The sequence below is a fragment of the Streptomyces sp. NPDC017225 genome (assembly GCF_044331465.1).
GTDB lineage: Bacteria > Actinomycetota > Actinomycetes > Streptomycetales > Streptomycetaceae > Streptomyces.
This window is the reverse complement of the sequence record NZ_JBIRNE010000002.1, coordinates 357,826-379,568: the sequence shown is the minus strand read 5'-3', so window position 1 is coordinate 379,568 and position 21,743 is coordinate 357,826. Positions and strand designations below refer to the sequence as shown.

At 73.3% G+C, this 21,743-nt stretch carries 22 protein-coding genes and 2 pseudogenes; 17 read left to right on the top strand and 7 right to left on the bottom strand.

The annotated features are described in order from the left end of the window. Positions 1-80 precede the first annotated feature (80 nt). From mdlC to ACH4NX_RS05415, 3 genes are all read left to right on the top strand, one after another. On the top strand, positions 81-1,661 hold the full coding sequence (gene mdlC / locus ACH4NX_RS05425; RefSeq protein ID WP_398126922.1) for a benzoylformate decarboxylase: 1,581 nt from the start codon (positions 81-83) through the stop codon (positions 1,659-1,661). A gap of 47 nt (positions 1,662-1,708) precedes the next feature. Then, a complete protein-coding gene (locus tag ACH4NX_RS05420; RefSeq protein WP_398126923.1) occupies positions 1,709-3,163 on the top strand; it encodes a benzaldehyde dehydrogenase in 1,455 nt (484 codons plus the stop codon). A gap of 84 nt (positions 3,164-3,247) precedes the next feature. Beyond that, the gene (locus tag ACH4NX_RS05415; RefSeq protein WP_398126924.1) at positions 3,248-4,486 is read left to right on the top strand and encodes an MFS transporter; all 1,239 of its coding nucleotides are present in this window, start codon (positions 3,248-3,250) and stop codon (positions 4,484-4,486) included. 157 nt (positions 4,487-4,643) lie between these two features. Here ACH4NX_RS05415 and ACH4NX_RS05410 read toward each other — a convergent pair whose 3' ends face one another. Next, on the bottom strand, positions 4,644-5,447 hold the full coding sequence (locus ACH4NX_RS05410; RefSeq protein ID WP_398126925.1) for a PepSY domain-containing protein: 804 nt from the start codon (positions 5,445-5,447) through the stop codon (positions 4,644-4,646). 110 nt (positions 5,448-5,557) lie between these two features. Further along, positions 5,558-6,496 (bottom strand): LysR family transcriptional regulator, encoded by a 939-nt coding sequence (locus tag ACH4NX_RS05405; protein WP_398126926.1) that lies wholly within the window; start codon positions 6,494-6,496, stop codon positions 5,558-5,560. Positions 6,497-6,711: 215 nt separating this feature from the next. Here ACH4NX_RS05405 and snpA point away from each other — a divergent pair, with 215 nt between their 5' ends. Together snpA and ACH4NX_RS05395 are read left to right on the top strand one after the other, a co-directional pair. Continuing rightward, on the top strand, positions 6,712-7,395 hold the full coding sequence (gene snpA / locus ACH4NX_RS05400) for a snapalysin (protein WP_351400107.1): 684 nt from the start codon (positions 6,712-6,714) through the stop codon (positions 7,393-7,395). 136 nt (positions 7,396-7,531) lie between these two features. Next, positions 7,532-7,792 carry a hypothetical protein gene (locus tag ACH4NX_RS05395; RefSeq protein WP_351400108.1) on the top strand — a complete coding sequence of 87 codons (261 nt, stop codon included), beginning with the start codon at positions 7,532-7,534 and terminating at the stop codon, positions 7,790-7,792. A 37-nt stretch (positions 7,793-7,829) separates the two neighbouring features. Here the strand turns inward: ACH4NX_RS05395 and ACH4NX_RS05390 are convergent, their stop codons facing one another. Beyond that, complete coding sequence (locus tag ACH4NX_RS05390) at positions 7,830-8,513, bottom strand: adenosylcobinamide amidohydrolase (protein ID WP_398126927.1); 684 nt, start codon at positions 8,511-8,513, stop codon at positions 7,830-7,832. 231 nt (positions 8,514-8,744) lie between these two features. Between ACH4NX_RS05390 and ACH4NX_RS05385 the strand changes: the two are divergent. Further along, positions 8,745-9,089, top strand: a pseudogene (locus ACH4NX_RS05385) (hypothetical protein); the annotation flags it as partial. 118 nt (positions 9,090-9,207) lie between these two features. Here ACH4NX_RS05385 and ACH4NX_RS05380 read toward each other — a convergent pair. After that, complete coding sequence (locus ACH4NX_RS05380) at positions 9,208-10,404, bottom strand: globin domain-containing protein (RefSeq protein WP_351400111.1); 1,197 nt, start codon at positions 10,402-10,404, stop codon at positions 9,208-9,210. A 74-nt stretch (positions 10,405-10,478) separates the two neighbouring features. Further along, positions 10,479-10,925, bottom strand: a complete 447-nt coding sequence (gene nsrR / locus ACH4NX_RS05375; RefSeq protein WP_351400112.1) for a nitric oxide-sensing transcriptional repressor NsrR — start codon at positions 10,923-10,925, stop codon at positions 10,479-10,481. A gap of 114 nt (positions 10,926-11,039) precedes the next feature. Between nsrR and ACH4NX_RS05370 the strand changes: the two genes are divergently transcribed. Beyond that, complete coding sequence (locus tag ACH4NX_RS05370) at positions 11,040-11,477, top strand: hypothetical protein (RefSeq protein ID WP_398126928.1); 438 nt, start codon at positions 11,040-11,042, stop codon at positions 11,475-11,477. An 8-nt stretch (positions 11,478-11,485) separates the two neighbouring features. On the opposite strand, the gene ACH4NX_RS05365 is transcribed toward ACH4NX_RS05370, so the two are convergent. Together ACH4NX_RS05365 and ACH4NX_RS05360 are read right to left on the bottom strand one after the other, a co-directional pair. Continuing rightward, on the bottom strand, positions 11,486-12,169 hold the full coding sequence (locus ACH4NX_RS05365; RefSeq protein ID WP_398126929.1) for an ABC transporter ATP-binding protein: 684 nt from the start codon (positions 12,167-12,169) through the stop codon (positions 11,486-11,488). Beyond that, positions 12,166-12,489 (bottom strand): annotated as a pseudogene (locus ACH4NX_RS05360) (FtsX-like permease family protein); the annotation flags it as partial. The gene ACH4NX_RS05365 and the pseudogene ACH4NX_RS05360, both read right to left, overlap by 4 nt. A gap of 154 nt (positions 12,490-12,643) precedes the next feature. On the opposite strand from ACH4NX_RS05360, the gene ACH4NX_RS05355 reads away from it, so the two are divergent. The 10 genes from ACH4NX_RS05355 (at position 12,644) to ACH4NX_RS05310 (ending at position 21,675) form a co-directional block, all read left to right on the top strand. Continuing rightward, a complete protein-coding gene (locus tag ACH4NX_RS05355; protein ID WP_398126930.1) occupies positions 12,644-13,288 on the top strand; it encodes a response regulator in 645 nt (214 codons plus the stop codon). A gap of 90 nt (positions 13,289-13,378) precedes the next feature. Next, complete coding sequence (locus ACH4NX_RS05350) at positions 13,379-14,071, top strand: GAF and ANTAR domain-containing protein (protein ID WP_351400117.1); 693 nt, start codon at positions 13,379-13,381, stop codon at positions 14,069-14,071. A 79-nt stretch (positions 14,072-14,150) separates the two neighbouring features. Further along, entirely contained in the window at positions 14,151-15,464 is a 1,314-nt protein-coding gene (locus ACH4NX_RS05345; RefSeq protein ID WP_351400118.1) for a cation:proton antiporter, read from the top strand. A 207-nt stretch (positions 15,465-15,671) separates the two neighbouring features. Beyond that, positions 15,672-17,360, top strand: coding sequence for an ATP-binding protein (locus ACH4NX_RS05340; RefSeq protein ID WP_398126931.1), 1,689 nt, complete (start codon positions 15,672-15,674; stop codon positions 17,358-17,360). Continuing rightward, positions 17,357-17,764, top strand: coding sequence for a roadblock/LC7 domain-containing protein (locus ACH4NX_RS05335; RefSeq protein WP_279565898.1), 408 nt, complete (start codon positions 17,357-17,359; stop codon positions 17,762-17,764). The genes ACH4NX_RS05340 and ACH4NX_RS05335 overlap by 4 nt, the downstream gene beginning before the upstream one ends. Next, positions 17,761-18,108 carry a DUF742 domain-containing protein gene (locus ACH4NX_RS05330; RefSeq protein WP_351400120.1) on the top strand — a complete coding sequence of 116 codons (348 nt, stop codon included), beginning with the start codon at positions 17,761-17,763 and terminating at the stop codon, positions 18,106-18,108. Before ACH4NX_RS05335 ends, ACH4NX_RS05330 begins: the two co-directional genes overlap by 4 nt. Further along, positions 18,089-18,718, top strand: a complete 630-nt coding sequence (locus ACH4NX_RS05325; protein WP_351400121.1) for an ATP/GTP-binding protein — start codon at positions 18,089-18,091, stop codon at positions 18,716-18,718. Before ACH4NX_RS05330 ends, ACH4NX_RS05325 begins: the two co-directional genes overlap by 20 nt. After that, on the top strand, positions 18,715-19,956 hold the full coding sequence (locus tag ACH4NX_RS05320; protein ID WP_351400123.1) for a cytochrome P450: 1,242 nt from the start codon (positions 18,715-18,717) through the stop codon (positions 19,954-19,956). The genes ACH4NX_RS05325 and ACH4NX_RS05320 overlap by 4 nt, the downstream gene beginning before the upstream one ends. After that, the gene (locus ACH4NX_RS05315) at positions 19,953-21,176 is read left to right on the top strand and encodes a cytochrome P450 (RefSeq protein WP_398126932.1); all 1,224 of its coding nucleotides are present in this window, start codon (positions 19,953-19,955) and stop codon (positions 21,174-21,176) included. The genes ACH4NX_RS05320 and ACH4NX_RS05315 overlap by 4 nt, the downstream gene beginning before the upstream one ends. Before the next feature lie 97 nt (positions 21,177-21,273). After that, the gene (locus tag ACH4NX_RS05310) at positions 21,274-21,675 is read left to right on the top strand and encodes a hypothetical protein (protein WP_351400125.1); all 402 of its coding nucleotides are present in this window, start codon (positions 21,274-21,276) and stop codon (positions 21,673-21,675) included. The last annotated feature ends 68 nt before the right edge of the window (positions 21,676-21,743 follow it).

Below are 21,743 nucleotides of genomic sequence, written 5' to 3'. Positions count from 1 at the left end.
ATCGGCGTGCCGAAACATCTATTGGTGCCCATGTCGCGGGGTGCCTAGCGTGTCCGGCGTCACTGCGAAAGGAACCGTCCGTGCCATCCGTGCGTCGTGTCTCCCACGATTTCCTGGAGCGCCAGGGGCTCACCACCGTCTTCGGCAATCCGGGCTCCAACGAGCTGCCCTTCCTCGCCGAACTGCCCGAGAGCTTCCGCTACGTCCTCGGCCTGCACGAGGGCGCCGTCGTCGGTATGGCCGACGGCTACGCCCAGGCGACCGGCCGCCCGGTCCTGGTCAACCTGCACGCCGCGTCCGGTTCGGGCAACGCGATGGGCGCGCTGACCAACGCCGTCGCCTCCCGGACCCCGCTCGTGGTGGTGGCCGGCCAGCAGGTGCGGCCCGCCATCGGTCCGGAGGCCAACCTGGCGAGCGTCGACGCGCAGACCCTGATGAAGCCGCTGGTCGGCTGGGCGGCGGAACCGGCGTGCGCCGAGGATGTGCCGCGCGCGCTCGCGCAGGCCGTGTTCGAGGCTCGGCTCCAGCGGCGGCCGACGTATCTCTCCGTGCCGTACGACGACTGGTCGGCCGACGTCGACGACAACGCCCTGGCCGTGCTCGACCGGCGAGTGGAGCGGGCCTCGGTGCCCGGCGGCGAGCAGAGCCGCTGGCTCGTGGAGCGGGTCGCCGCCGCCCGGCGCCCCGCGCTGGTGCTGGGCGGCGACATCGACTCGGCGGGCCGGTTCGACGACGCCGTCCGGCTGGCCGAGCGCCTGGGCGGTCCGGTGTGGGCGGCGCCCTCGCTCTTCCGGCTGCCCTTCCCCAACCGGCACCCGCAGTTCCGGGGCGTGCTGCCCGCCGGGATCGCGCCCGTCTCGCAGGCCTTCGAGGGCCACGACCTCGTGCTCGTGCTCGGCGCGCCGGTGTTCCGCTACCACGAGTACCTCCCCGGCCGGTATCTGCCCGAGGGCACCCGGCTCATCCAGGTGACCGAGGACGCGTCGGCCGCCGCGCGGGCTCCGATGGGCGAGGCGCTGGTCGCCGACCCGGGAGCCGTCATCGACCTGCTCCTGAAGTCGCTCGACGCCCCCGGAGCGCCGGCGGGCGCCCACCGGCCCGCGCCCGAACCGCTCGCCGCCGAGGGCCCGGGCCTCCACCCCGAGCAGGTCTTCGCCGCGCTGCGCGACGAACAGCCGAAGGACACGGCGTACGTCGTCGAGTCGACGTCGACCAACTCCGCGTGGTGGCGCCAGATGGACCTGCGCCACCAGGGCTCGTACTACTTCCCGGCGGCCGGCGGACTCGGCTTCGGCCTGCCCGGCGCGGTCGGCGTCGCGATGGCCCAGCCCGGCCGCCCGGTCGTCGGCGTGATCGGGGACGGCTCGGCCAACTACGGCATCACCGCCCTGTGGACGGCAGCGCAGCACCGGGTCCCGCTGACCGTCGTACTGCTGCGCAACGGCACGTACGGCGCGCTGCGCTGGTTCGGCGGACTGCTCGGCGTGCCGGACGCTCCCGGGCTGGACATCCCCGGGCTGGACTTCACCCGCATCGCCGAGGGCTACGGCGTCCGCGCCCAGCACGTCGGCGGCGCCGAGGAGTTGCGCGCCGTACTCGCCGAGCGACCGGACCACCCCCGTCTCATCCAGGTGGACACGGCGCTCACCACGCCCTCCTGACCCCGACAGACATGTCGGACACGAACACCCCGAGGAAAGGCCAAGCGATGACATTCCTGGACAGCGGCGTCTGGGGCCGGAAGTTCTTCAGCGACGGCTGGCAGGACTCCCCCGGCGAGCACCCGGTGACCGAGCCGGCCACCGGCGACCGGCTCGGCGCCGTCGGCCTGGCCACGGCCGAGGACGTGGGCCGCGCCGCCGCACGGGCCGCCGAGGCCCAGCGGGAGTGGGCGGCGACCCCACCGCAGCGGCGGGCCGCCGTGCTGCGCCGCGCGGGCGAGCTCTTCACCGAGCACGCCGCCGAGATCGAGGACTGGCTGGTGCGTGAGGCCGGCTCGGTGCGGTCCAAGGCGAGCTTCGAGGTGGGGCTCGCCGTGGGCGAGTGCTTCGAGTGCGCGGGCCTGCCGACGCACCCCCAGGGCGAGGTGCTCACCTCCGAGGAGGCGCGCTGGTCGCTCGCCCGGCGCCGCCCGGCCGGTGTCGTGAGCGTGATCGCGCCCTTCAACTTCCCGCTCATCCTCGGCCTGCGCTCCGTGGCGCCCGCGCTCGCCCTCGGCAACGCCGTGCTGCTCAAGCCGGACCCGCGCACCGCGGTGAGCGGCGGTGTCGTCATCACCCGTGTCTTCGAGGCGGCCGGGCTCCCCGCCGGCGTCCTCCACCTGCTGCCGGGCGACGGCTCGGTCGGCCAGGCGGTCGTCGAGGCCCCCGAGGTCCGGGTCGTCTCCTTCACCGGCTCCACGCCGGTCGGCCGGGCGATCGGCGAACGGGCCGGAAGGCTGCTGAAGCGCGCCCACCTGGAGCTGGGCGGCAACAACGCGCTGGTCGTGCTGGAGGGCGCGGACGTGCCCAAGGCCGCCTCGGCGGGGGCGTTCGGCTCGTACATGCACCAGGGGCAGATCTGCATGACGACCGGCCGGCACATCGTGCACGAGTCGCTGGTGGAGGAGTACACCGCCGCGCTCGCCGCGAAGGCCGAGGCCCTGCCGGTCGGTGACCCGGCCCGCGAGGACGTGGCGCTCGGCCCGATCATCGACCGCCGTCAGCTGGAGCGGGTGCACGGCATCGTCACCGACAGCGTCGCGGCGGGCGCGAAGCTCGCCGCGGGCGGTGAGATCGACGGCGCCGGCTACCGCGCCACCGTCCTGACCGGTGTGACGACCGACATGCCCGCGTGGCGCGAGGAGATCTTCGGTCCCGTCGCCCCCGTCATCGGCTTCTCCTCACTGGAGGAGGCCGCGCGGATCGTCAACGACTGCGAGTACGGACTGTCGGTCGGCATCCTCGGGGACGTCGGTACGGCGATGAAGCTCGCGGACCGGATCGACTCCGGCAAGGTCCACATCAACGAGCAGACGGTGAACGACGAGCCGAACGCCCCCTTCGGCGGGGTCAAGGCCTCCGGCACCGGGTCCCGTTTCGGCGGCGCCGAGGCCAACGTCGAGGCGTTCACCGAGACCCAGTGGGTCACGGTCCGCCCGGACATCGCCGACTACCCGTTCTGACCCTTCCGGCCGCCCTCGCCGCCCGGCCACCCCGGCCGTTGCCGCTCCGCTCACTCACACCCGCCCCCCGGGGGGAGACTCACCATGGCTTCCGCCACCACGTCCGACGCGCCCGAGCAGTCCGGCCGCGCCGGCAGCAGCAGCACCTGGACGGTGATCCTGTGCTGGATCACCGTCCTGCTGGAGGGCTACGACCTCGTCGTCCTCGGCGCCATCATCCCCACCCTGCTCAAGACCCACCACCTCGGCATGACCGCGGGCGACGCGACGACCATCGCGACGCTCTCGCTCGTGGGCGTCGCGATCGGCGCGGTCTGCGTCGGTCCGCTGGCCGACCGGCTGGGGCGCCGCCGCCTGCTCATCGGTTCGGTGGTGCTGTTCTCGCTCCTCACCATCGTGGTGCCGCTGGCCGACTCCGTCGCGATGTTCGCCGCGCTCCGCCTCCTGGCCGGCCTGGGGCTGGGCGCGTGCATGCCCGTCTCGCTCACGATGATGGCCGAGCACATGCCTGCCAGCCGCCGGGCACGCGCCAGTACGCTGACGATGACCGGCTACCACACCGGTGCGGTGATCACCTCGCTGCTGGCCCTTCAGGTGACCGACAACTGGGAGATCCTCTTCTATCTGCTCGGCGTCGTCGGCCTCGTGGTCGCCGCCGTCCAGTGGTTCAAACTGCCGGAGTCGGAGGCCTTCGTCCGGGCGAAGCGGGACGGGGCCCAGCGGGTGCCGTTCACCGAACTGCTCAAGCCCGCCTACCTGCGTGCGGGCATCGGCATCTGGGTCGCGTCGTTCATGGGGCTGCTGCTGGTCTACGGCCTCAACACCTGGCTGCCCAAGCTGATGAACGACGCCGGCTATCCCGTGCCCACGGCCGTCACCCAGCTCCTCGTACTGAACGTCGGCGGTGTCGTGGGCCTGGTCCTCGGCGGGCTCGTCGCCGACCGGCGGGGCATCAAGGGCACCACGATGGGCTGGTTCGCCGTCTCGGTGGTCATGCTCGCGTGCCTGAGCATAAAGATGGAGAGCGACCTGCTGCTCAACGTCGTCGTCTTCTTCACCGGCGTGTTCGTCTTCTCGGCCCAGGTGCTCGTCTACGCCTACGTGACCAACTTCTATCCGGCCTCCGTGCGGAGCACGGCACTCGGCTCGGCGTCCGGGATCGGCCGGATCGGCTCGATCGTCGGCCCGTCGATCACCGGCGCCCTGGTCTCCTCGGGGGTCGGGCACCCGTGGGGCTTCTACTTCTTCGCGGCGGTGGCGGTCTTCGGCTTCCTGGCCGTGCTCACGCTTCCGCGCACGGTGGCGGGCGAGACCGCCGGCTGACAGCTCCGGGCACGCGCGACGGGAGCAGGCGGGTGACTCCACCCGGCTGCTCCCGTCGTGCTTCCTCGGTTCCTTCTGCGGTTCCTTCTTCTGTCCTTCTGTCCTTCTGTGGTTCTTCTCTTCTCGCGGTACTTCTCGCGGTGTTTCGGGGCGGCGCTCAGTCGCGGTCCACGTCCTCGCGCAGGATCTTGCCGTTCGTCGCGTCGACGTCCACGGTGGTCTTGTTCCAGTTGTCGGTCGACACGACGTCGACGGACCACAGGAGCTGCTGGTTGTCGTTCTCGTCCAGCTCGACGCCGGTGACGGTGCCCTTGGTCTTGTCGGTGGCCACCTTCACGGCCTGCTCCGGCGTCTGGGTCGCCTTCTTGAGCCGGTCGGCGAGCTGCTGCTTGTCGTCCGCGTCCTGGTCCTCGGCCTGGGTGCGGAAGACCTTGCCGGAGACCGCGTCGACGTCGATCCGGTGCAGGGTGCCGTCGGGGGCGGCGACCTTGGCCTCCCACTCGGGGGCGCCCTGGCTGGGGGCCGGGTTGGGCATGCTGGGGCTGGGCGAGCCGGTCGACGCGGTGGCCTCGGCGGAGGTGGGCTTCAGTTCGAGGTCGACGAGCTTGCCCTCGGGGACCTCCTTGACGGCGGTGTCGGCCGCCTTGTCCCAGGTGACCTTGGCCTTCGGGACCAGAGCCTCGCGCTCGGACTGGTCATCGGTCAGGGTCTCCGACGGAGACGGAGAGGGAGAGGCGGTGTCGGTGGCGGACGCCGTGTCGGTGGCGGACGCCGTGTCGGTGGCGGAAGCGGTGTCGGTGGCGGAAGCGGTGTCGGTGGCGGAAGCGGTACCGGTGGCGGAAGCGGTACCGGTGGGGGGAGTGGTCTGAGCCGCCTCGGCGACACTGGAACGTGTCGTGTCGGCGTTCGTGCAGCCGGTCATCAGCAGGACGGAACTGCCCAGGGCACAGATGACGGCCATCGAACGAAGAGGCGGAAGACGTCGCACAGAGCTCATACACCTCTCCGTAACCGTATGACCGTCTTGCCATACCGGTTCGGGTGGGAAACCACCGCAATGGCCGATATCGCTCAGCTCGCCGGTACGAGACGTGGCCCGGTGTGTTCCAGCCACTCCCGGTAGGCGGTGGACTGGCGGGCCACCTCCCAGTACGCCTCCTCCAGCGCCGGGTAGACGGCGTCCAGCTCCGCGCGAGTGCGCGCGGCCAGCAGCAGTCGTACGCCGAGGGGGTCGCCGTACAGACGCCGTACCGCCGTGTCGGGGCGTGACTGGGAGCTGGGCTGGCACACGGTCACGACCTCGCCGGTGGCGACGAGGGACGCGGCGGTGTGGTAGTCGCCGTGCAGCACGCGCGGGTCGAGGCCGACGGCGCGCAGCATGCGGTGCACGCCGTCCCACTCGCCGTCGACGGTGGGGTCGACCATCCAGCGGTCGCCGGCCAGGTCGGCGAGGCGGACGACGGGCCGGCCGGCCGCGGGGTGGCCGGCGGGCAGCATGACGAACTGCGGTTCACGCTCGACGAGGACCCGTGTCCGCAGGCCCTCGGGCACGTGCAGTGGGCAGCCTTCGACCTCGTGCACGAAGGCGACGTCGAGCTGGCCGTCGGTGACACCGCGCAGCAGCGCGTTGGCGGAGACGTCCATCTGGAGTGTCGGTTCCAGGCCCGGCCGTCTGAGCCGGCGCAGCCAGCCGGCCAGGGCGCGGCTGGCCGTGGAGCCGACCCGCGGCCGGCTGTCGCCGCCGGCCGCGGCGGCGCGGGCCTCGCGGACCAGGGTGCGCATGTCGGCCAGCAGCGGACGGGCCCTGCCGAGGACCGTGCGGCCGAGCGGGGTGGGGCGGCAGCCGGTGCGTTCCCGGATGAACAGGGGTCCGCCCAGGGCCTGTTCAATGCGGTTCAACTGGGTGCTCAAGGTGGGCTGGGCGACGCCCAGTTGGCGTGCCGCACGGTGCAGACTGCCGGCGTCGGCGATGGCGCACAGTGCGCGTAGGTGCCTCACCTCGAGCTCCATGCAGGGAGCGTAGGGCGGAACAGTTGGTTGCGCCAGGTGAACAAAAGGCGGCGGATCAGGGCGAGTTCTGCACTCCGGTCCAAGCTGTCGACGGCTGGTGCGCGGCGGGTGATAGCCCTGTCCTATCGCCTGCTGCCATCATCACAGCGGGCTCATGGGCGCTCCACACTCACCGATGACGACTTCTCCCCACTCCCCCACACAAGGAGTCATCGATGCGCATCAGTCTGCCCCTGCTGTCCACCGCGGTCGGCCTCGGTCTGACGGCGGCCGTGCTCGGCACCGGCCCCGCCGCGACCGGCGCCGCGCTCCGGGCCCCGGACCGGGCCGCTCACGTCGGCTACCAGCCCTCGGCCGGCTCGGGCGAGGACGCCCGGGCCAACCGGGCGTTCTTCGAGGCGGTCATCAAGTCCGTCGCCGAGAAGCGCGCCGCCGCCCCGTCCTCGGCGGCGGCCGTCACCGTCTACTACAGCGCCGCGGGCGCGCCCAGCTTCCGTTCGCAGATATCCCGCTCCACCCAGATCTGGAACGGCTCGGTGTCCAACGTGCGGCTGGCGGAGAGAAGTTCGGGCGCGGACTTCGCGTACTACGAGGGCAACGACTCGCGCGGCTCGTACGCGTCCACGGACGGCCACGGCAACGGCTACATCTTCCTCGACTACCGGCAGAACCAGCAGTACGACTCGACCCGGGTGACCGCCCACGAGACCGGGCACGTACTCGGTCTGCCCGACCACTACTCCGGCCCGTGCAGCGAGCTGATGTCGGGCGGCGGCCCCGGCCCGTCCTGCACCAACGCCTACCCGAACGCCAACGAGCGCGGCCGGGTCAACCAGTTGTGGGCGTACGGCTTCCAGGCCGCCCTGGACAAGGCGCTGCAGAAAACCTCTCAGCGCTGATCACCCGAGGCGGACGCGTGCGTGGGGGCGGCCCGGACCGGGCCGCCCCCACCCACGTACGCCCTCTCTCCGCTTGTGCGATCTGCCTGCGGGTACCCGGAGTTCACTCTCCAGCGAACCTCCGAAGGAGTCCGACGTGAACGAGCGGCAGGCACCCACCGGCAGCGGTCTCGGTGATCTGGAACCGGGCACCCGGCAGCGCGCGCAGTTGCGCACCCGCCTCGCCGACGTCGCGTGGACGGCGTTGTGCGTCGTACTCGCGCTGTGGGCCGTGTGGAGCGCCGTGGACCTCGCGCGGGGCGCGACGGCGTGGGTGTACTGCGCCGTGGCCTGGGTGCTGCTCGCCGTGGCGCTGGCCCTGCGGGTGGTGGCGGTACGGCGCAGGACCTCGTTGTAACGGCCCCGGACTCACCGGCCTGGTGACGGACCCGGATTCACGGGCCGGCGGGCAGCGCGGAGAGTACGGCCCGGTGGACGGCCCGGGCCAGCCGGGCTCCCCACTCGGAGCGCGGGCCGGCGAACGAGTGGACCTCGGCACCCTCCCGTGGGGCGCGGGCGGCGACGCACACGGCGTCCGTGGGAGTGCCGGAGCAGTCCAGGCCCGCCTCCAGCAGCGCCTGGACCTTGGCCTCGGTCATCGTCATCACGGCGTTGACCAGGGCGGCGTCGCTCAGTGCGACCGGCAGCGCGGCGACGATGTTGATCGTCCCCGGTGCGGTGGCCCCGGTGGCGCCCTCCTCGGGTGAGGCCGCCCATCCGCGTACCGAGATGCCCGCGGTCGCCACGGCTTCCACGCCGCCGTCCCGCGCGCGGGACGCGTCGGACACGTCGGCGGCCGTCATCAGGCCCACCCCCGGCCCCCGGGCGCCCGCGGCGCGAGCCAGGTCGGCCAGGTGCCGTGCCGGGTCGGTGCGCCGGTATCCGTGGGCGACCTGGGCGTTGAGCACCCACGCGCGCTCGGCGATCCCGCCGCCCAGCACGGCGCTGCTGGCCATCCGCCAGCCCGGCCCAGGGCGCCACAGCAGGGCGTGCAGCCGTTCGCCGTCCTCCGTCCGTGTCAGTCGCTCCGGGTTCAGCAGGCGGGGCCCGGTACGGGGCGGGGGCAGGAGGGCGGGCACCGGTCGGGGCTCCTTGCGGCGGTCAGGGGACGGAGACGAGCGGACGGACGTCGGGGGCGGGCTCGGTGAGGGACCGGACGATCGTACTCAGTGCCGTGCGCACGGGACGGGCCGCCCGGTCCGTAGCGGCGCCCGGTGGCCCGGCCCGGGCCACCGGGCGCGTTGCGGACCCGGTGCCGGGCGCCTTCACTGAACACAACCTCGCCACCAGGCGTCGGATCGGAGGCCGCGATGCTGTCCCACACCCTGGAGCATGGGGTCCTGGTCATCACCGTGGACCAGGACCCGGGAATCGCCGGGCGGGCCACGCTGACCACACACATCACCCACCTGGTCGACGCCCATCAGCCGACCCCCGTCGTCATCGTCCTCGCCGAGCGGGCCGCCGGCCCCGCCGCGGTCAGCGCCGTGCTCCGGGCCCACCAGTGGTGCGCCCGGCTCGGCGTCCTGATGTGCGTCGTCGCCCACAGCGCGCCCGTGAGGCGGCTGCTGGAGGACAACGCCGACACCTCCGGGCCGCGGCTGGTCGTGCACGCCCGCGTGGACACCGCCGTCTCCACCGCGTTCACCGCGGCGGTCCAACAGCCCGTACGTGGTTCCGGCGGCTCCCACGTCTCCCCGGCGCCCGCGTCCTCGTCCTCGTCCGCGTCCTCGTCCGCGTCCGCGTCCGGGGAGGGTGTGTGACCGCCTCCCGCTACTCCTGGCCGAGCCAGAGGTCGGGACCGAAGACCTCGTAGTGGATGGCCTGAGCGGGCACACCGCGGCGCAGCAGGTCGCCGCGGACCGCGCGCATGAAGGGCACCGGGCCGCAGAGGTAGGCCGTGAGCCCCGGAGGCAGTTCGAGACCGGTGATGTCGGCGAGACCGGCCGACGCGTCCGGTACCTGGTCGCCGGGCTCCTCGTACCACAGGTGGAGCCGGGCGTCGGGCAGCGCGCGTATCAGGTCGAGCTGTTCCCGCCGGTGTGCGTGGTCGGCGGGGGTGCGGTCGGCGTGGACGACGGTCACCGGGCGGGTGGTGCCGGCGGCGGCCAGGTGGTCGAGCATGGCCAGCATGGGGGTGACGCCGATGCCGGCGGAGGCCAGCAGCAGCGGGCCGTCGCCCTCGGCCAGTGCCAGGTCGCCGAACGGCGCGGACACGGTGAGCACGTCGCCCTCGCGGGTGTGCGCGTGGATCCACGAGGAGACCTCGCCCTCCGGCCGCCCGTCGCCCTGGACACGCTTGACGGTGATGCGCCGGTCGGACCGGCCGGGCGCGGCGGACAGGCTGTACTGGCGGATCTGCCGGGAACCGTCGGGCAGTTCGGACCGCACGCTGACGTACTGGCCGGGACGGAAGGGCTCGGCGGGGCGGTCGTCGGCCGGCCGCAGTACGAGGGAGACCGCGTCGGGGCTCTCCTCGCGCCGCTCGACGACCTCCATGCGGCGCCAGACGTCTCCCGCGGGGGCCCCTGTCTCCTGGTAGAGGCGGGTCTCGATGGCCACGAGCGCGTTGGCCATCAGCCAGTAGACCTCGTCCCAGGCCGCGGCGACCTCGGAGGTGACGGCGTCGCCGAGCACCTCCGCGATCGCGGCGAACAGATGGCGGTGGACGATCTTGTACTGGTCGGGGGTGACGCCGAGCGAGGCGTGCTTGTGCGCGATCCTGGAGAGCATCACGTCCGGACGGGCGTCGGGGCGCTCCAGCAGCATGCCGGCGAACGCGGCGATGGAGCCCGCCAAGGCCCGCTGCTGCTCCCCGCTCGCCTGGTTGCCCCGGTTGAACAGGTCCCGCAGCAGCTCGGGGTGGGCGTCGAAGAGCTTCCGGTAGAACAGCGTGGTGATGTCACCGATGGCCGCCCCTACTGCCGGAAGGGTGGCCCGGACCACGGGAACTGACTGTTCGGAGAGCACAGCGACTCCTTAATTGGTAGAACACATTCGTCTTTTAGGTCGCGGTTCGGCACCGGCCCGTCGGTCGCCGCCCCTCATCCGGAGGGGCGGTCCGTCAGGCCGATCAGGACCGGGCCGGTCGGCGAGGCCACCAGATCGGTCACGGTCAGCGGGTCGAGCGTGGCGTAGAAGGCCTCCTGCGCGTCCCGGAGCGCACCCCGGAGCCGGCAGGCCCCTCGCAGCGGGCACGGCGTGCCCCCCTCACAGGCGACCACTTCGCCGTCGCCCTCGAGTTCGCGCACCAGCCGGCCCACCGAGGCGCGCCGCCCCCGGTCGGTCAGCGTCAGGCCGCCGCCGCGACCGCGCCGCGCCTCCACGACACCCAGGTGCCGCAGGCGCGTGATGGCCTTCGCCGCGTGCGTGTACGGCACACCGACGACCTCGGCCACCTCGCGGGTGGTCGGCGGGTCGTCCCCGTCCCTCACGACCGCCAGGCGCATCACGGAACGCAGCGCCAGGTCGGTGAACTTGGTCAGCCTCACAACCGGGACGCTATCAAACACGCATAATAGATTCGTGTTTACTTACGACGACGACTCTGTGGAGTACGTCACTGGACGCCCCACTGGACCGCCCGCGACGGACGGTGACACCTGATGGCAGCGGAAGACAGCGGCTCCCCCGCTCCGGCGGGCACGCCTCCCCTGCCCCGGATCCTGTGCGACACGGGGGAACTCCTGCCGTCCGGCGGGGACCTGGCGTCCGGCGCCCTGTGGAAGCTCGCGGAACCGGGGCGGCAGCTCGACGCCAACGTGGTCCGCGTCCCCGCGGCGGGGCGGGTCGACACGCACACCGAACCCGACCTCGACGTCCTGCTGCTCGTCCTCGACGGTGCGGCCGCCCTCCTGTGCGCCGACGGCGAGCGACCTCTGCGCGCGGGCCTCCTGACCTGGCTGCCGCACGGTTCGGCGCGGGGCGTCCGGGCGGGCCCGGAGGGGGTGACGTACCTGACCGTGCACCGGCGGCGCCCCGGCATGCGGATCCAGCCGCCGGGCGCCGCCGAGCGGCTCCGGCCGGACGTGGACGGCACCTGAGGCCACGGTCAGCCGGCCGGTGCGGGCAGGCTCAGACGTCCGTCGCGCACCTCGGTGACACGGTCGGCCGCGGCCAGATGGGCGTGGTCGTGGGTGACCAGCACCGTGGCGGTGCCCCGCTCCCGGGTGAGCCGGGTGATCAGGTCGATGACCGCGGCGCCCCGCTCGTGGTCGAGCGCGCTGGTGGGCTCGTCGACGAGCAGTACGCCGGGGTCGTTCATCAGGGCGCGGGCGATGTTGACGCGCTGACGCTGGCCGCCGGAGAGCTGGTGGGGCCGGCGGTCGGCCCGGTCCGCCATGCCGACCGCGTCGAGGAGCTCCAGCGCCCGGCCGCGGGCGGCGCGCGGCCTGCGCCCGTCGAGGTGGGCCATCACCTGGAGCTGCTCGGCCGCGGTCAGCGCCGGCAGCAGGTTGGGCTGCTGGAAGACGATGCCGATCCGCTGCCGGCGCAGGTCCGCCAGCTCCCCCCGGCTCATCCCCGCGGTGTCCGTGCCGTCGACGGTGACGGTGCCCGTGTCGGGCGCGATGAGGGTGGCGGCCACGGCCAGCAGGCTGGACTTGCCCGAGCCGGAGGGACCGATGACGGCGGTCAGACCGCCCCTCGGGACGTCCAGACCGACGCGGTCGAGGGCGGTCAGGCGGCCGTCGCCGTCGGGGTAGGTGAGGGTGATGTCGGTCAGGCGCAGGCTCATCGGGCGCTCCCCAGGGCGGTCAGCGGGTCCACGGAGGTGATACGGCGGACGGCGAGCCCTGCCCCGAGCCCGCCGAGGAGGACCATCACGGCGGCCGGGACGAGGACGGTGGCGGGCGTGAGGACGAAGGGGACGGCCGAGCCGGAGACCGCGGCGCCGATCGCCGCGGCGGCGGCGGTACCCACGAGGGTGCCGCCGGCCAGCAGCACGACGGCCTGGCCGAGCGCGTCGCGCAGCAGGGCGGCGGTGGTGGCGCCCAGGGCCTTCAGCACGGCGATGTCGCCGCCGCGCTGGATCGTCCACACGGTGAAGAAGGCGCCGGCACGCCCTGGACGGCACACTCACCGTCGAGTCCGGTCCCGGACGCGGCACGGCGCTGGCCGCGCGGCTCCCGCTCACCCCCGCGCCCGCCCCCGCACGGGGCACCGACGCCCCCGACCATGCCCACGACCCCCACGGTCCCGAGGCGCAGCCGTGACCGAGACCACCCCGCCGCCGATCCGTCTGCTGCTCGCCGACGACCACCCCGTCGTCCGTGCGGGGCTGCGCGCGGTACTGGAGACCGAGGAGGGCGTCACGGTGGCCGCCGAGGCCGCGACCGCAGAGGAGGCCGTCGAGCGGGCGGGGCGGGGAGACATCGACGTCGTCCTGATGGACCTGCAGTTCGGCGGGGGCATGAACGGCGCCCAGGCCACGGCCGCGATCACCGCGCGACCGGGGGCGCCGCGCGTCCTGATCGTCACGACGTACGACACCGACGCGGACACGCTGCCCGCCATCGAGGCCGGTGCCACCGGCTACCTCCTCAAGGACGCGCCGCCCGAGGACCTCGCCGCCGCCGTACGCACCGCGGCGACGGGGCGGACCGCGCTCGCGCCCACGGTCGCGGACCGGCTGATGACCCGCCTGCGTGAACCGCACACCTCGCTGACCCGCCGGGAGGCCGAGGTCCTCACCCTGGTCGCCGAGGGTCTGTCCAACCAGCTCATCGCCGGGCGGCTCCAGCTGACCGAGGGCACGGTCAAGTCACATCTGGCCCGTGTCTACACCAAGCTGGACGTGGACTCCCGCACCGCCGCGGTCGCCACCGCCACCGCCCTCGGTCTCATCCGGCGCTGAACCGCGCCGCCGGTCGGCGGCGGGTTTCGATCTCCCTGTTGCGTACGGCCGTCTCCGGGGCACTCCTCCAGACAACGAGAAGGAGACGGCATGGAGGACTGGCGTGGGTTCGCACAGCAGATGGCGTCGCTGGCACGCGATCTGCTGGCCCAGGAGTCGGTGAACGGCACGCTCGAACGGATCACCGCCTCGGCCACGGAACTGGTGGAGGACTGCGACGCCGCCGGCATCCTGGTCCTGCGCGGCAAGCACGTGCAGTCCCTCGCGCCCACCGACCAGGTGGTCATCGACAGTGACGAGCTCCAGGGACGCGTGGGGGAGGGACCCTGCTTCGACGCGGCACGCACGTCCGAGGGGCAGCGGCACTTCCGCATCGCCGACTTCACCGACGAGGCACGACGCTGGCCCAAGTACGTGCCCGAGGCCCGCAAGCTGAAACTGGGCAGCATGATGGGTTTCCTGCTGTTCACCGAGGACGAGGACCTGGGGGCACTGAACCTCTACTCCTACCGGCCCGGCGCGTTCACCGAGGCCGACGAGACGGCCGGCTGGCTGCTGGCCTCCCACGCCGCGGTCGCCTTCTCCAGTGCCCGTACGCACGCCCAGTTGCAGGAGGCCATCGGCACCCGGCACACCATCGGCGAGGCCATGGGCATCCTCATGGGCAGGAACCGCCTCACCGAGGACCAGGCCTTCGCCGCGCTGCGCCGGTACTCGCAGGACCGCAACGTGAAACTCCGTGACGTCGCACGCCGGGTCTGCGAGCAGGGAGGTCTGCCCTGACCGCCGCGGGCGTCGTCCGGTCCGGGCTCGCGGCCGGGCAACTGGCGTACCGCCGCCCGGCCGCGGGCACACGACAGCGATGACCTTGGCTGACTTCCTCTTCACCGTGCTCGGGGCGGGCGCGCTCGCGGCGGCCGTGCTCCCCCGCCTGGTGGCCGGGCGGCCCCTGTCCATGCCGCTCGTCTTCCTGGCGTGCGGAGCCGTGCTGGAACTGCTGCCCACGCCGCTGCCGGAGATCGACCTGGTGCGCGACCGGGTGTGGGTGGAGCACCTCACCGAGATCTGCCTCATCATCTCCCTGATGGGCGCCGGGCTCGCCCTCAACCGCCCCTTCGGCCTGCGCCGCTGGCGTGCGCCGTGGCGGCTGATCGGCATCACCATGCCGCTGACCATCGCGGCCACGGGGCTCCTCGCCTGGTGGCTGCTGGACTGGCCGCCGGCCGCCGCGCTGCTGCTCGCGGCCGTGCTCGCGCCCACCGACCCTGTACTCGCCTCCGAGGTGCGCGTGGGCGAGCCCACCGACTCCGAGCACGACGAGGACGAGGTGCGGTTCGCGCTCACCAGCGAGGCCGGCCTCAACGACGGTCTCGCCTTCCCCGTCGTCATGGCGGCGATCGCGCTGACCGCGGCGGCGGGCACGGGCCTGTCCGGCGGCTGGGTGGGGCACTGGCTGCTGGTCGACGTGCTGTACGGGTGCGTGGTCGGAGTGCTGGCCGGCCTCGCCGTCGGCAGACTGCTCGGCTGGCTCTTCTTCCGCGCCGGCCGGCAGGCGGTGCGGCTGTCCGAGCACCGGGAGGGCTTCGTCGCCCTGGGCGCCACGTTCCTCTCCTACGGAGTCACCGAACTCGCCCACGGCTACGGCTTCCTCGCCGTGTTCGTCACGGCCTGCCGCGTCCGTGCCGCCGAACGCGACCACGGCTACCACACCGTGCTCCACGACTTCGTCGAGCAGGTCGAACGGCTGCTGACCGCCGGGCTCCTCTTCCTGCTGGGCGTCTGTGTCGCGCAGGGCGCCCTGGCCGACCTGACCTGGCGGGGCGCGGCCGTCGGTCTGCTCGTGCTGCTCGTCGCCCGGCCGCTGGCCGGCTGGGTCGCCCAGTTCGGCACGGCCGCCGGTCCCCGGGAGCGCCTTGTGACCGCCTTCTTCGGCATCCGCGGCATCGGCTCGCTGTTCTACCTCGCCCACGCGCTCGGCACGGAGGGCTTCCACGTCCCGGCCGGGGAGTTGTGGGCGGTGGTGGCCTTCACCGTCCTCGCCTCCGTCGTCCTGCACGGGGTGACCGCCTCCCCCGTGATCTCCCGGCTCGACCGGCTGCGGCTGCGGCAGGCCCACGGCCGCCGGCGGACGGGGTGGACGCCGAACGGGGACGAGGTGGCCAACGAGCGTCTGTGACGCGCTGCCGGAGCGGACTCAGGGGCAGCACGGGTGTGTGAACGAACAGCCCCGAAACAAGTAGAGATTGAGCGAGACCCTTCTCTTTTCGATCACTAACTCTCGTATAGTGATCGCCAGTTGCGCGCCGTGTGGCGGCTTCGAGCTCACACGCGCCCCCAAGGACGACACGAGGGCCGCTCCGGCGGCCTGGCGAGGACCCGATTGATGACCGCGCCCGCCCGCCCCGGCGACCGACCCGTCCCCCGCGTCCTCGGAGCCGTGACCCTGCCCTGCGCGGTGGTGTCGGCGCTCGTGGTCGGCGGTGCCGTCGCCGCGGCGCCGTCCTCGGCACGTGTTCCGCTCGGCCTGGGCGCGAGCGCCGCGGCGATCCTGCTCTGCGCGGCCGTGACGGTGGCCGTGCACGCCCTGCGCCGGGAACGGGCCACCCGCCGTCTGCTGGACGCCGCCCGTGCGGACGCGGCCGGGCTCGCACAGGACCGGGCGCGGCTGGCCGAGCGGGCGAAACAGGAACAGGAGCGCGTACGCGCCCAGGGCGAGCGCGAACGGGCCCGTCTCATGGCGGAATTCGAGGGTGAGCGGGAGCGGCTCGGGGACGGCTTCGAGCGGGAGAGGGTACGTCTCGCCGAACAGCGGGCCCAGGAGGTCGCGCGGCTCACCGAGGAGGCCGCCCGGCTGCGGGCGCGGCTGGAGCGGGCGAACAGCGGGCGGGCCGCCGCCGTCTCCGCGACCGCCAACGCGGCCGGCCGGATGCAGGCGCTGGCCACCGGAATGCTCGCCGACCTGCGCGCCATGGAGGAACGGCACAGCGACGAGGACGTCCTGGCCGACCTGCTCCACCTCGACCACCGCACCGCGCAGGCGGGCCGGCTCGCCGACTCGGTCGCCGTCCTCACGGGTGCCCGCTCCGGGCGCCGTTGGGCGCGGCCCATCGGCATGGAGTCCATCCTGCGGGGCGCCATGGGACGTATCGCCGGCTACCAGCGGGTGCGCGTGCACTCGGCCAGCGACACCGCCGTCGCCGGGCACGCCGCCGAGGGCGTCATGCACGCCCTGGCCGAACTCCTCGACAACGCCGCGAACTTCTCCCCGCCGACCGCCGAGGTCCATGTGTACGTCGAGGAGGTACCGGCCGGCGTCATCGTGTCCGTGGAGGACAGCGGACTGGTGATGGGCGAGGTGCAGCTGCGCCGGGCCCAGCAGGCGGTGTCCGGCGAGTCCGCCGGGCTCGGCGGTCTGACCGGCACCCGGCTGGGCCTCGCCGTGGTGGGCCGGCTGTCGGCCAAGTACGGGCTGAAGGTGTCCTTCCGGCCGTCCGCGCGCGGCGGCACGGGCGTGCTGATGCTCGTACCCCAGGACATCCTGAGCGGGCCGGCCGCGTCCGGCGGTCCGGCCGCCGGTCCGTCGGAGGCGGCCGGTCCGCCGGCCGACCCGGCACCGTCCGCCGACCTGCCGCGTACCCCCGCACCGCCCGCCGACCTGCCGCATGCCCCCGCACCGCCCGCCGCCGGGCCCGTATCCGCCGACGCGGACTCCGAGCCGCTGCCCGCCCACGAGTCGGCGGACCGCGGACCGGGCGCGTCGGCCGGGGCCCAGGCGCCCGACGAGCCGGACACGGGGCTGCCCAGGCGGCGCCGCGGCCGCACCCTCGCCGCCGCCGAACGCGCCCGCGCCACCAACCGGTCCGCCGAGCCGCACGCCACGCCGTCCGCCGACGACGCGAAGGTGCGCGCGGCCCGCTTCAGCAGCTTCCGCCAGGCCGTCCGGGCCACCGGTACCGCCGCCCGGGCGGACGGAGCCCCGCAGGCGGACCCCGCCGCGTCCGCACCGGCCGAGACGGCCCCCGACCACCCGTCCCACTCGCACGCGCACCCGGAAGGCGACACCACTTCATGACCGGCTCCACCACCGCCGACGAGAAGCTCACCTGGCTCATCGAGGGCCTTCTGGAGCGCACGCCGGGTGCGCGGCACGCGCTCGTCCTCTCCCGTGACGGACTCAAGCTGTGCCGCACCCCGGAGCTCTCCGTCGACCAGGCCGACCAGCTGGCCGCGATCGCGGCCGGCATCCAGTCGCTGTCCCACGGCGCGTCCGTGGAGTTCGGCGACGGCAGCGGCGGGGTGCGCTCGGCCATGACCGAGTTCTACGGCGGCATCCTGTTCATCGTGGAGGCCGGCGAGGGCGCGCACCTCGCCGTGGTCACGTCCGAGGACGCGGACGCTGGGCTGGTCGGACACAACATGAGCGAGCTCATCGAGCAGCTCGGCGAACACCTCACCGCGCGGCCCCGTACGTCATGAGCCGCCCCGGCAGGGACGACGCCCCCGACCGCCTGTACACCGTCACCCAGGGCCGCAGCCGGTCCGACCCCGGCAACCCCTTCGACCTGGTCACCCTCGTCGTCGCCGAGTGCGAGCCGAGACCCGGCATGCAGTCGGAGCACACGGCGATCCTCAGGATGACCGAGGCGCCCACGGCCGTGGTCGAGATCGCCGCCGAACTGCGGCTTCCGGTGAGCATCACCAAGATCCTGCTCTCCGACCTCCACGCGGCAGGCCGGGTGAGCGCACGCCACCCGTACACGGCGGCCGTACCCGATCCCGACATCCTGGAGCAGGTGCTCGTTGGACTCCGCAATCTCTGACGCCCGTACCCCAGCACGCGTCCCGCTGGGCGCGTCCGCAGACAACGGCCTGAAGATCGTGGTCGTGGGCGGGTTCGGCGTCGGCAAGACGACCATGGTCCGCTCGGTCAGCGAGATACGCCCCCTCAACACCGAGGAGACGATGACGCAGGCCGGCGAGGCGGTCGACGACATCAGCGAGGTGCGCGGCAAGAACGCGACGACCGTGGCCTTCGACTTCGGCCGCATCAGCCTCGACGCGCGCAACGTGCTGTACCTGTTCGGCGCGCCCGGCCAGGAGCGGTTCTGGTTCCTGTGGGACCGGCTGTTCTCCGGCACGCTCGGCGCGGTGGTCCTGGTGGACACCCGGCGCATCGACGACTCCTGGTACGCCATCGACCGCCTGGAGCACCACGGCACTCCGTTCATCGTCGCCTGCAACGACTTCGGCGGCCCGGGCCATCCGCCCGAGGCCGTACGCGAGGCGCTCGACCTGGATCCGCGGGTGCCTCTGGTCTCCTGCGACGCCCGGTCCCGCGAGTCCAGCAAGCAGGTGCTGATCGCGCTCGTGGAGCACCTCCAGGCCCACTACGCCGGCCACGCGGCCCGGCCCCGACAGGAGTTCGTGTGAGCACCGACGCCACCGGCGTCCCGGACGCCGTACCGCTCAGCGGCCCCCGCTTCCAGACCGAACCCGCCCTGCTGTACCGGCAGATGCGGCGCGAGCACGGCGCAGTCACCCCGGTGCTGCTGGACGGGGACGTCCCGGCCTGGCTGGTGCTCGGCTACCGGGAGCTGCACCAGGTGACGGGCGACCCGGCGCTGTTCAGCCGGGACTCGGGCCTGTGGAACCAGTGGGAGAACATCCCCGACGACTGGCCGCTGCTGCCGATGATCGGCCGGGCGCAGCCGTCGATCCTCTACACGGTCGGCGAACGGCACCGCGAACGCGCCGCCATGATCAGCGACGCGCTGGAGGCGGTCGACCCGCACGTCCTGCGGGGCCATGCCGAACGGTTCGCGGACGAACTCGTCGACCGGCTCTGCGCCAAGGGCGAGGCCGACCTGGTCGGCGACTACGCCATGCTGCTGCCGGTGCGGGTCCTGGCCCGCCTGTACGGCTTCTCCGACGAGGAGGGTCCCGCGCTCGTCACCGCCCTCAACGACATGATCGACGGCCGGGAGCGGGCCATCGCCGGCCAGGCGCACCTCGGCACGTCGATGGCGGGCCTCCTCGCCGACCGGAAGGCGGCGCCCGCCGACGACGTCGCCTCCCGGATGCTGGCCGACGAGAGCGGCTTCGGCGAGGAGGAGGTCGCCCAGGACCTGATGGTGATGCTGGCCGCGGGCCACCAGCCGACGGCGGACTGGATCGGCAACTCGCTGCGCCTGATGCTGACCGACGACCGGTTCGCCGCCTCGCTCTTCGGCGGCCGCAACAGTGTCGCCGAGGCCATGAACGAGGTGCTGTGGGAGGACACGCCCACGCAGAACGTGGCCGGCCGCTGGGCCTCGCGCGACACCCGGCTCGGCGGGCGCCACATCCGCGCGGGCGACCTGGTGCTGCTCGGCCTTCAGGGCGCCAACTCCGACCCGCAGGTCCGCACCGACGGCTCCGCGCTCACCGGCGGCAACAACGCGCACTTCTCCTTCGGCCACGGCGAGCACCGCTGCCCGTTCCCCGCGCAGGAGGTCGCCGAGGTCATCGCGCGCACGGGCATCGAGGTCGTCCTCGACCGGCTGCCGGACATCGACCTGGCGGTACCCGCCGGGTCCCTCACCCGTCGCCCCTCGCCCTGGCTGCGGGGGCTGACCGAGTTGCCCGTGCGGTTCACCCCGACCACTGCCCTGGGAGGCACGTCAGCATGACGACCGGTACCGAAGAAGCCCGGATCCCGCTGGACCCGTTCGTCACCGACCTGGACGGCGAGAGCGCCCGGCTGCGCGCGGCCGGACCGCTCGCCGCGGTGGAGCTGCCCGGCGGCGTGCCCGTGTGGGCGGTCACCCACCACGCGGAGGCCAAGGCCCTCCTCACGGACCCCCGCCTGGTCAAGGACATCAACGTGTGGGGGGCGTGGCAGCGCGGCGAGATCCCCGCCGACTGGCCGCTGATCGGGCTGGCCAACCCCGGCCGCTCGATGCTCACCGTGGACGGCGCCGAGCACCGCCGGCTGCGCACGCTGGTGGCGCAGGCGCTCACGGTGCGCCGGGTGGAGCACATGCGGGGGCGGATCACCGAGCTCACCGACCGGCTGCTCGACGAGCTGCCCGCGGACGGCGGCGTGGTCGACCTCAAGGCGGCCTTCGCCTACCCGCTGCCGATGTACGTCATCGCCGACCTGATGGGCATCGAGGAGGCGCGGCTGCCGCGGCTGAAGGTGCTGTTCGAGAAGTTCTTCTCGACGCAGACGCCGCCCGAGGAGGTCGTCGCCACCCTCACCGAGCTGGCCGGGATCATGGCCGACACGGTCGCCGCGAAGCGCGCCGACCCGGGCGACGACCTGACCAGCGCGCTGATCCAGGCGTCCGAGGACGGCGACCACCTCACCGACGCGGAGATCGTCTCCACGCTCCAGCTGATGGTGGCCGCCGGTCACGAGACCACGATCTCGCTCATCGTGAACTCCGTGGTCAACCTGGCCGCGCATCCCGAGCAGCGGGCCCTGGTGCTCTCCGGGGAGGCGGACTGGTCCGCGGTGATCGAGGAGACGCTGCGCTACTCGACCCCGACCTCGCACGTCCTGATCCGCTTCGCGACCGAGGACGTCAAGGTCGGCGACAAGGTGATACCCGCCGGGGACGCGCTGATCGTGTCGTACGGCGCGCTGGGCCGGGACGAGGGGGCGCACGGCCCGACGGCGGACGGGTTCGACATCACCCGCACCTCGCCCAGCCGGCACATCTCCTTCGGCCACGGCCCGCACGTGTGCCCGGGCGCCGCTCTGTCCCGGCTGGAGGCCGGCGTGGCGCTCCCCGCCCTCTACGCCCGCTTCCCGCGCCTGGACCTGGCGGTGCCGGCGTCGGACCTGCGCAACAAGCCGGTGGTCACGCAGAACGACCTCTTCGAGCTGCCGGTCAGGCTGGCGTAACGGCGTCCGGTCGGGACGGGGCCGTCACCCGCGGGGCGTTTGCTCCCCGCCCTGCGGGTAACTCCGGCATTCCGGACGCCGACCCCCGGGAGTCGCCATGTGGAAGCGCAAGAGCAGGAAGGGCCGTCGGACCACGAAGCCGGTCCCCGTGGAGCTGTGCGACCTGTGCGCCAGGGTCTTCCCCGAGGACCAGTCCGTCAGCGGTTACGTGCCGGACTCCTCCGCGGCGGATCCCACCCACCCCTGGGCCGACGGGCTGCGGCTCATCACCGCGTGCTGCGACGACCACTTCGACGTGGTCAAGGCGGGCTACGCGCACCGGCCCTTCGTGGAGGAGGAGCTGTGGGCGGCGAAGCTCACCCGGACGCTGACCGCGGGCCCGACGGCACTCTCCATGGAGCAGCTCGGCTGCCGGACGGGCCTCCAGGAGCCACAGATACGCGCCGCCATCGCCTGGCACAACGAGCGCATGCGTGAGCAGCAGCGCACGGACCCCTGATCCCTGCCCCGGGACCGGGCCCCCCTGCCCGCCCCCGGGCAGGCGGCTCGCCTGCCCGACGGCTCGCG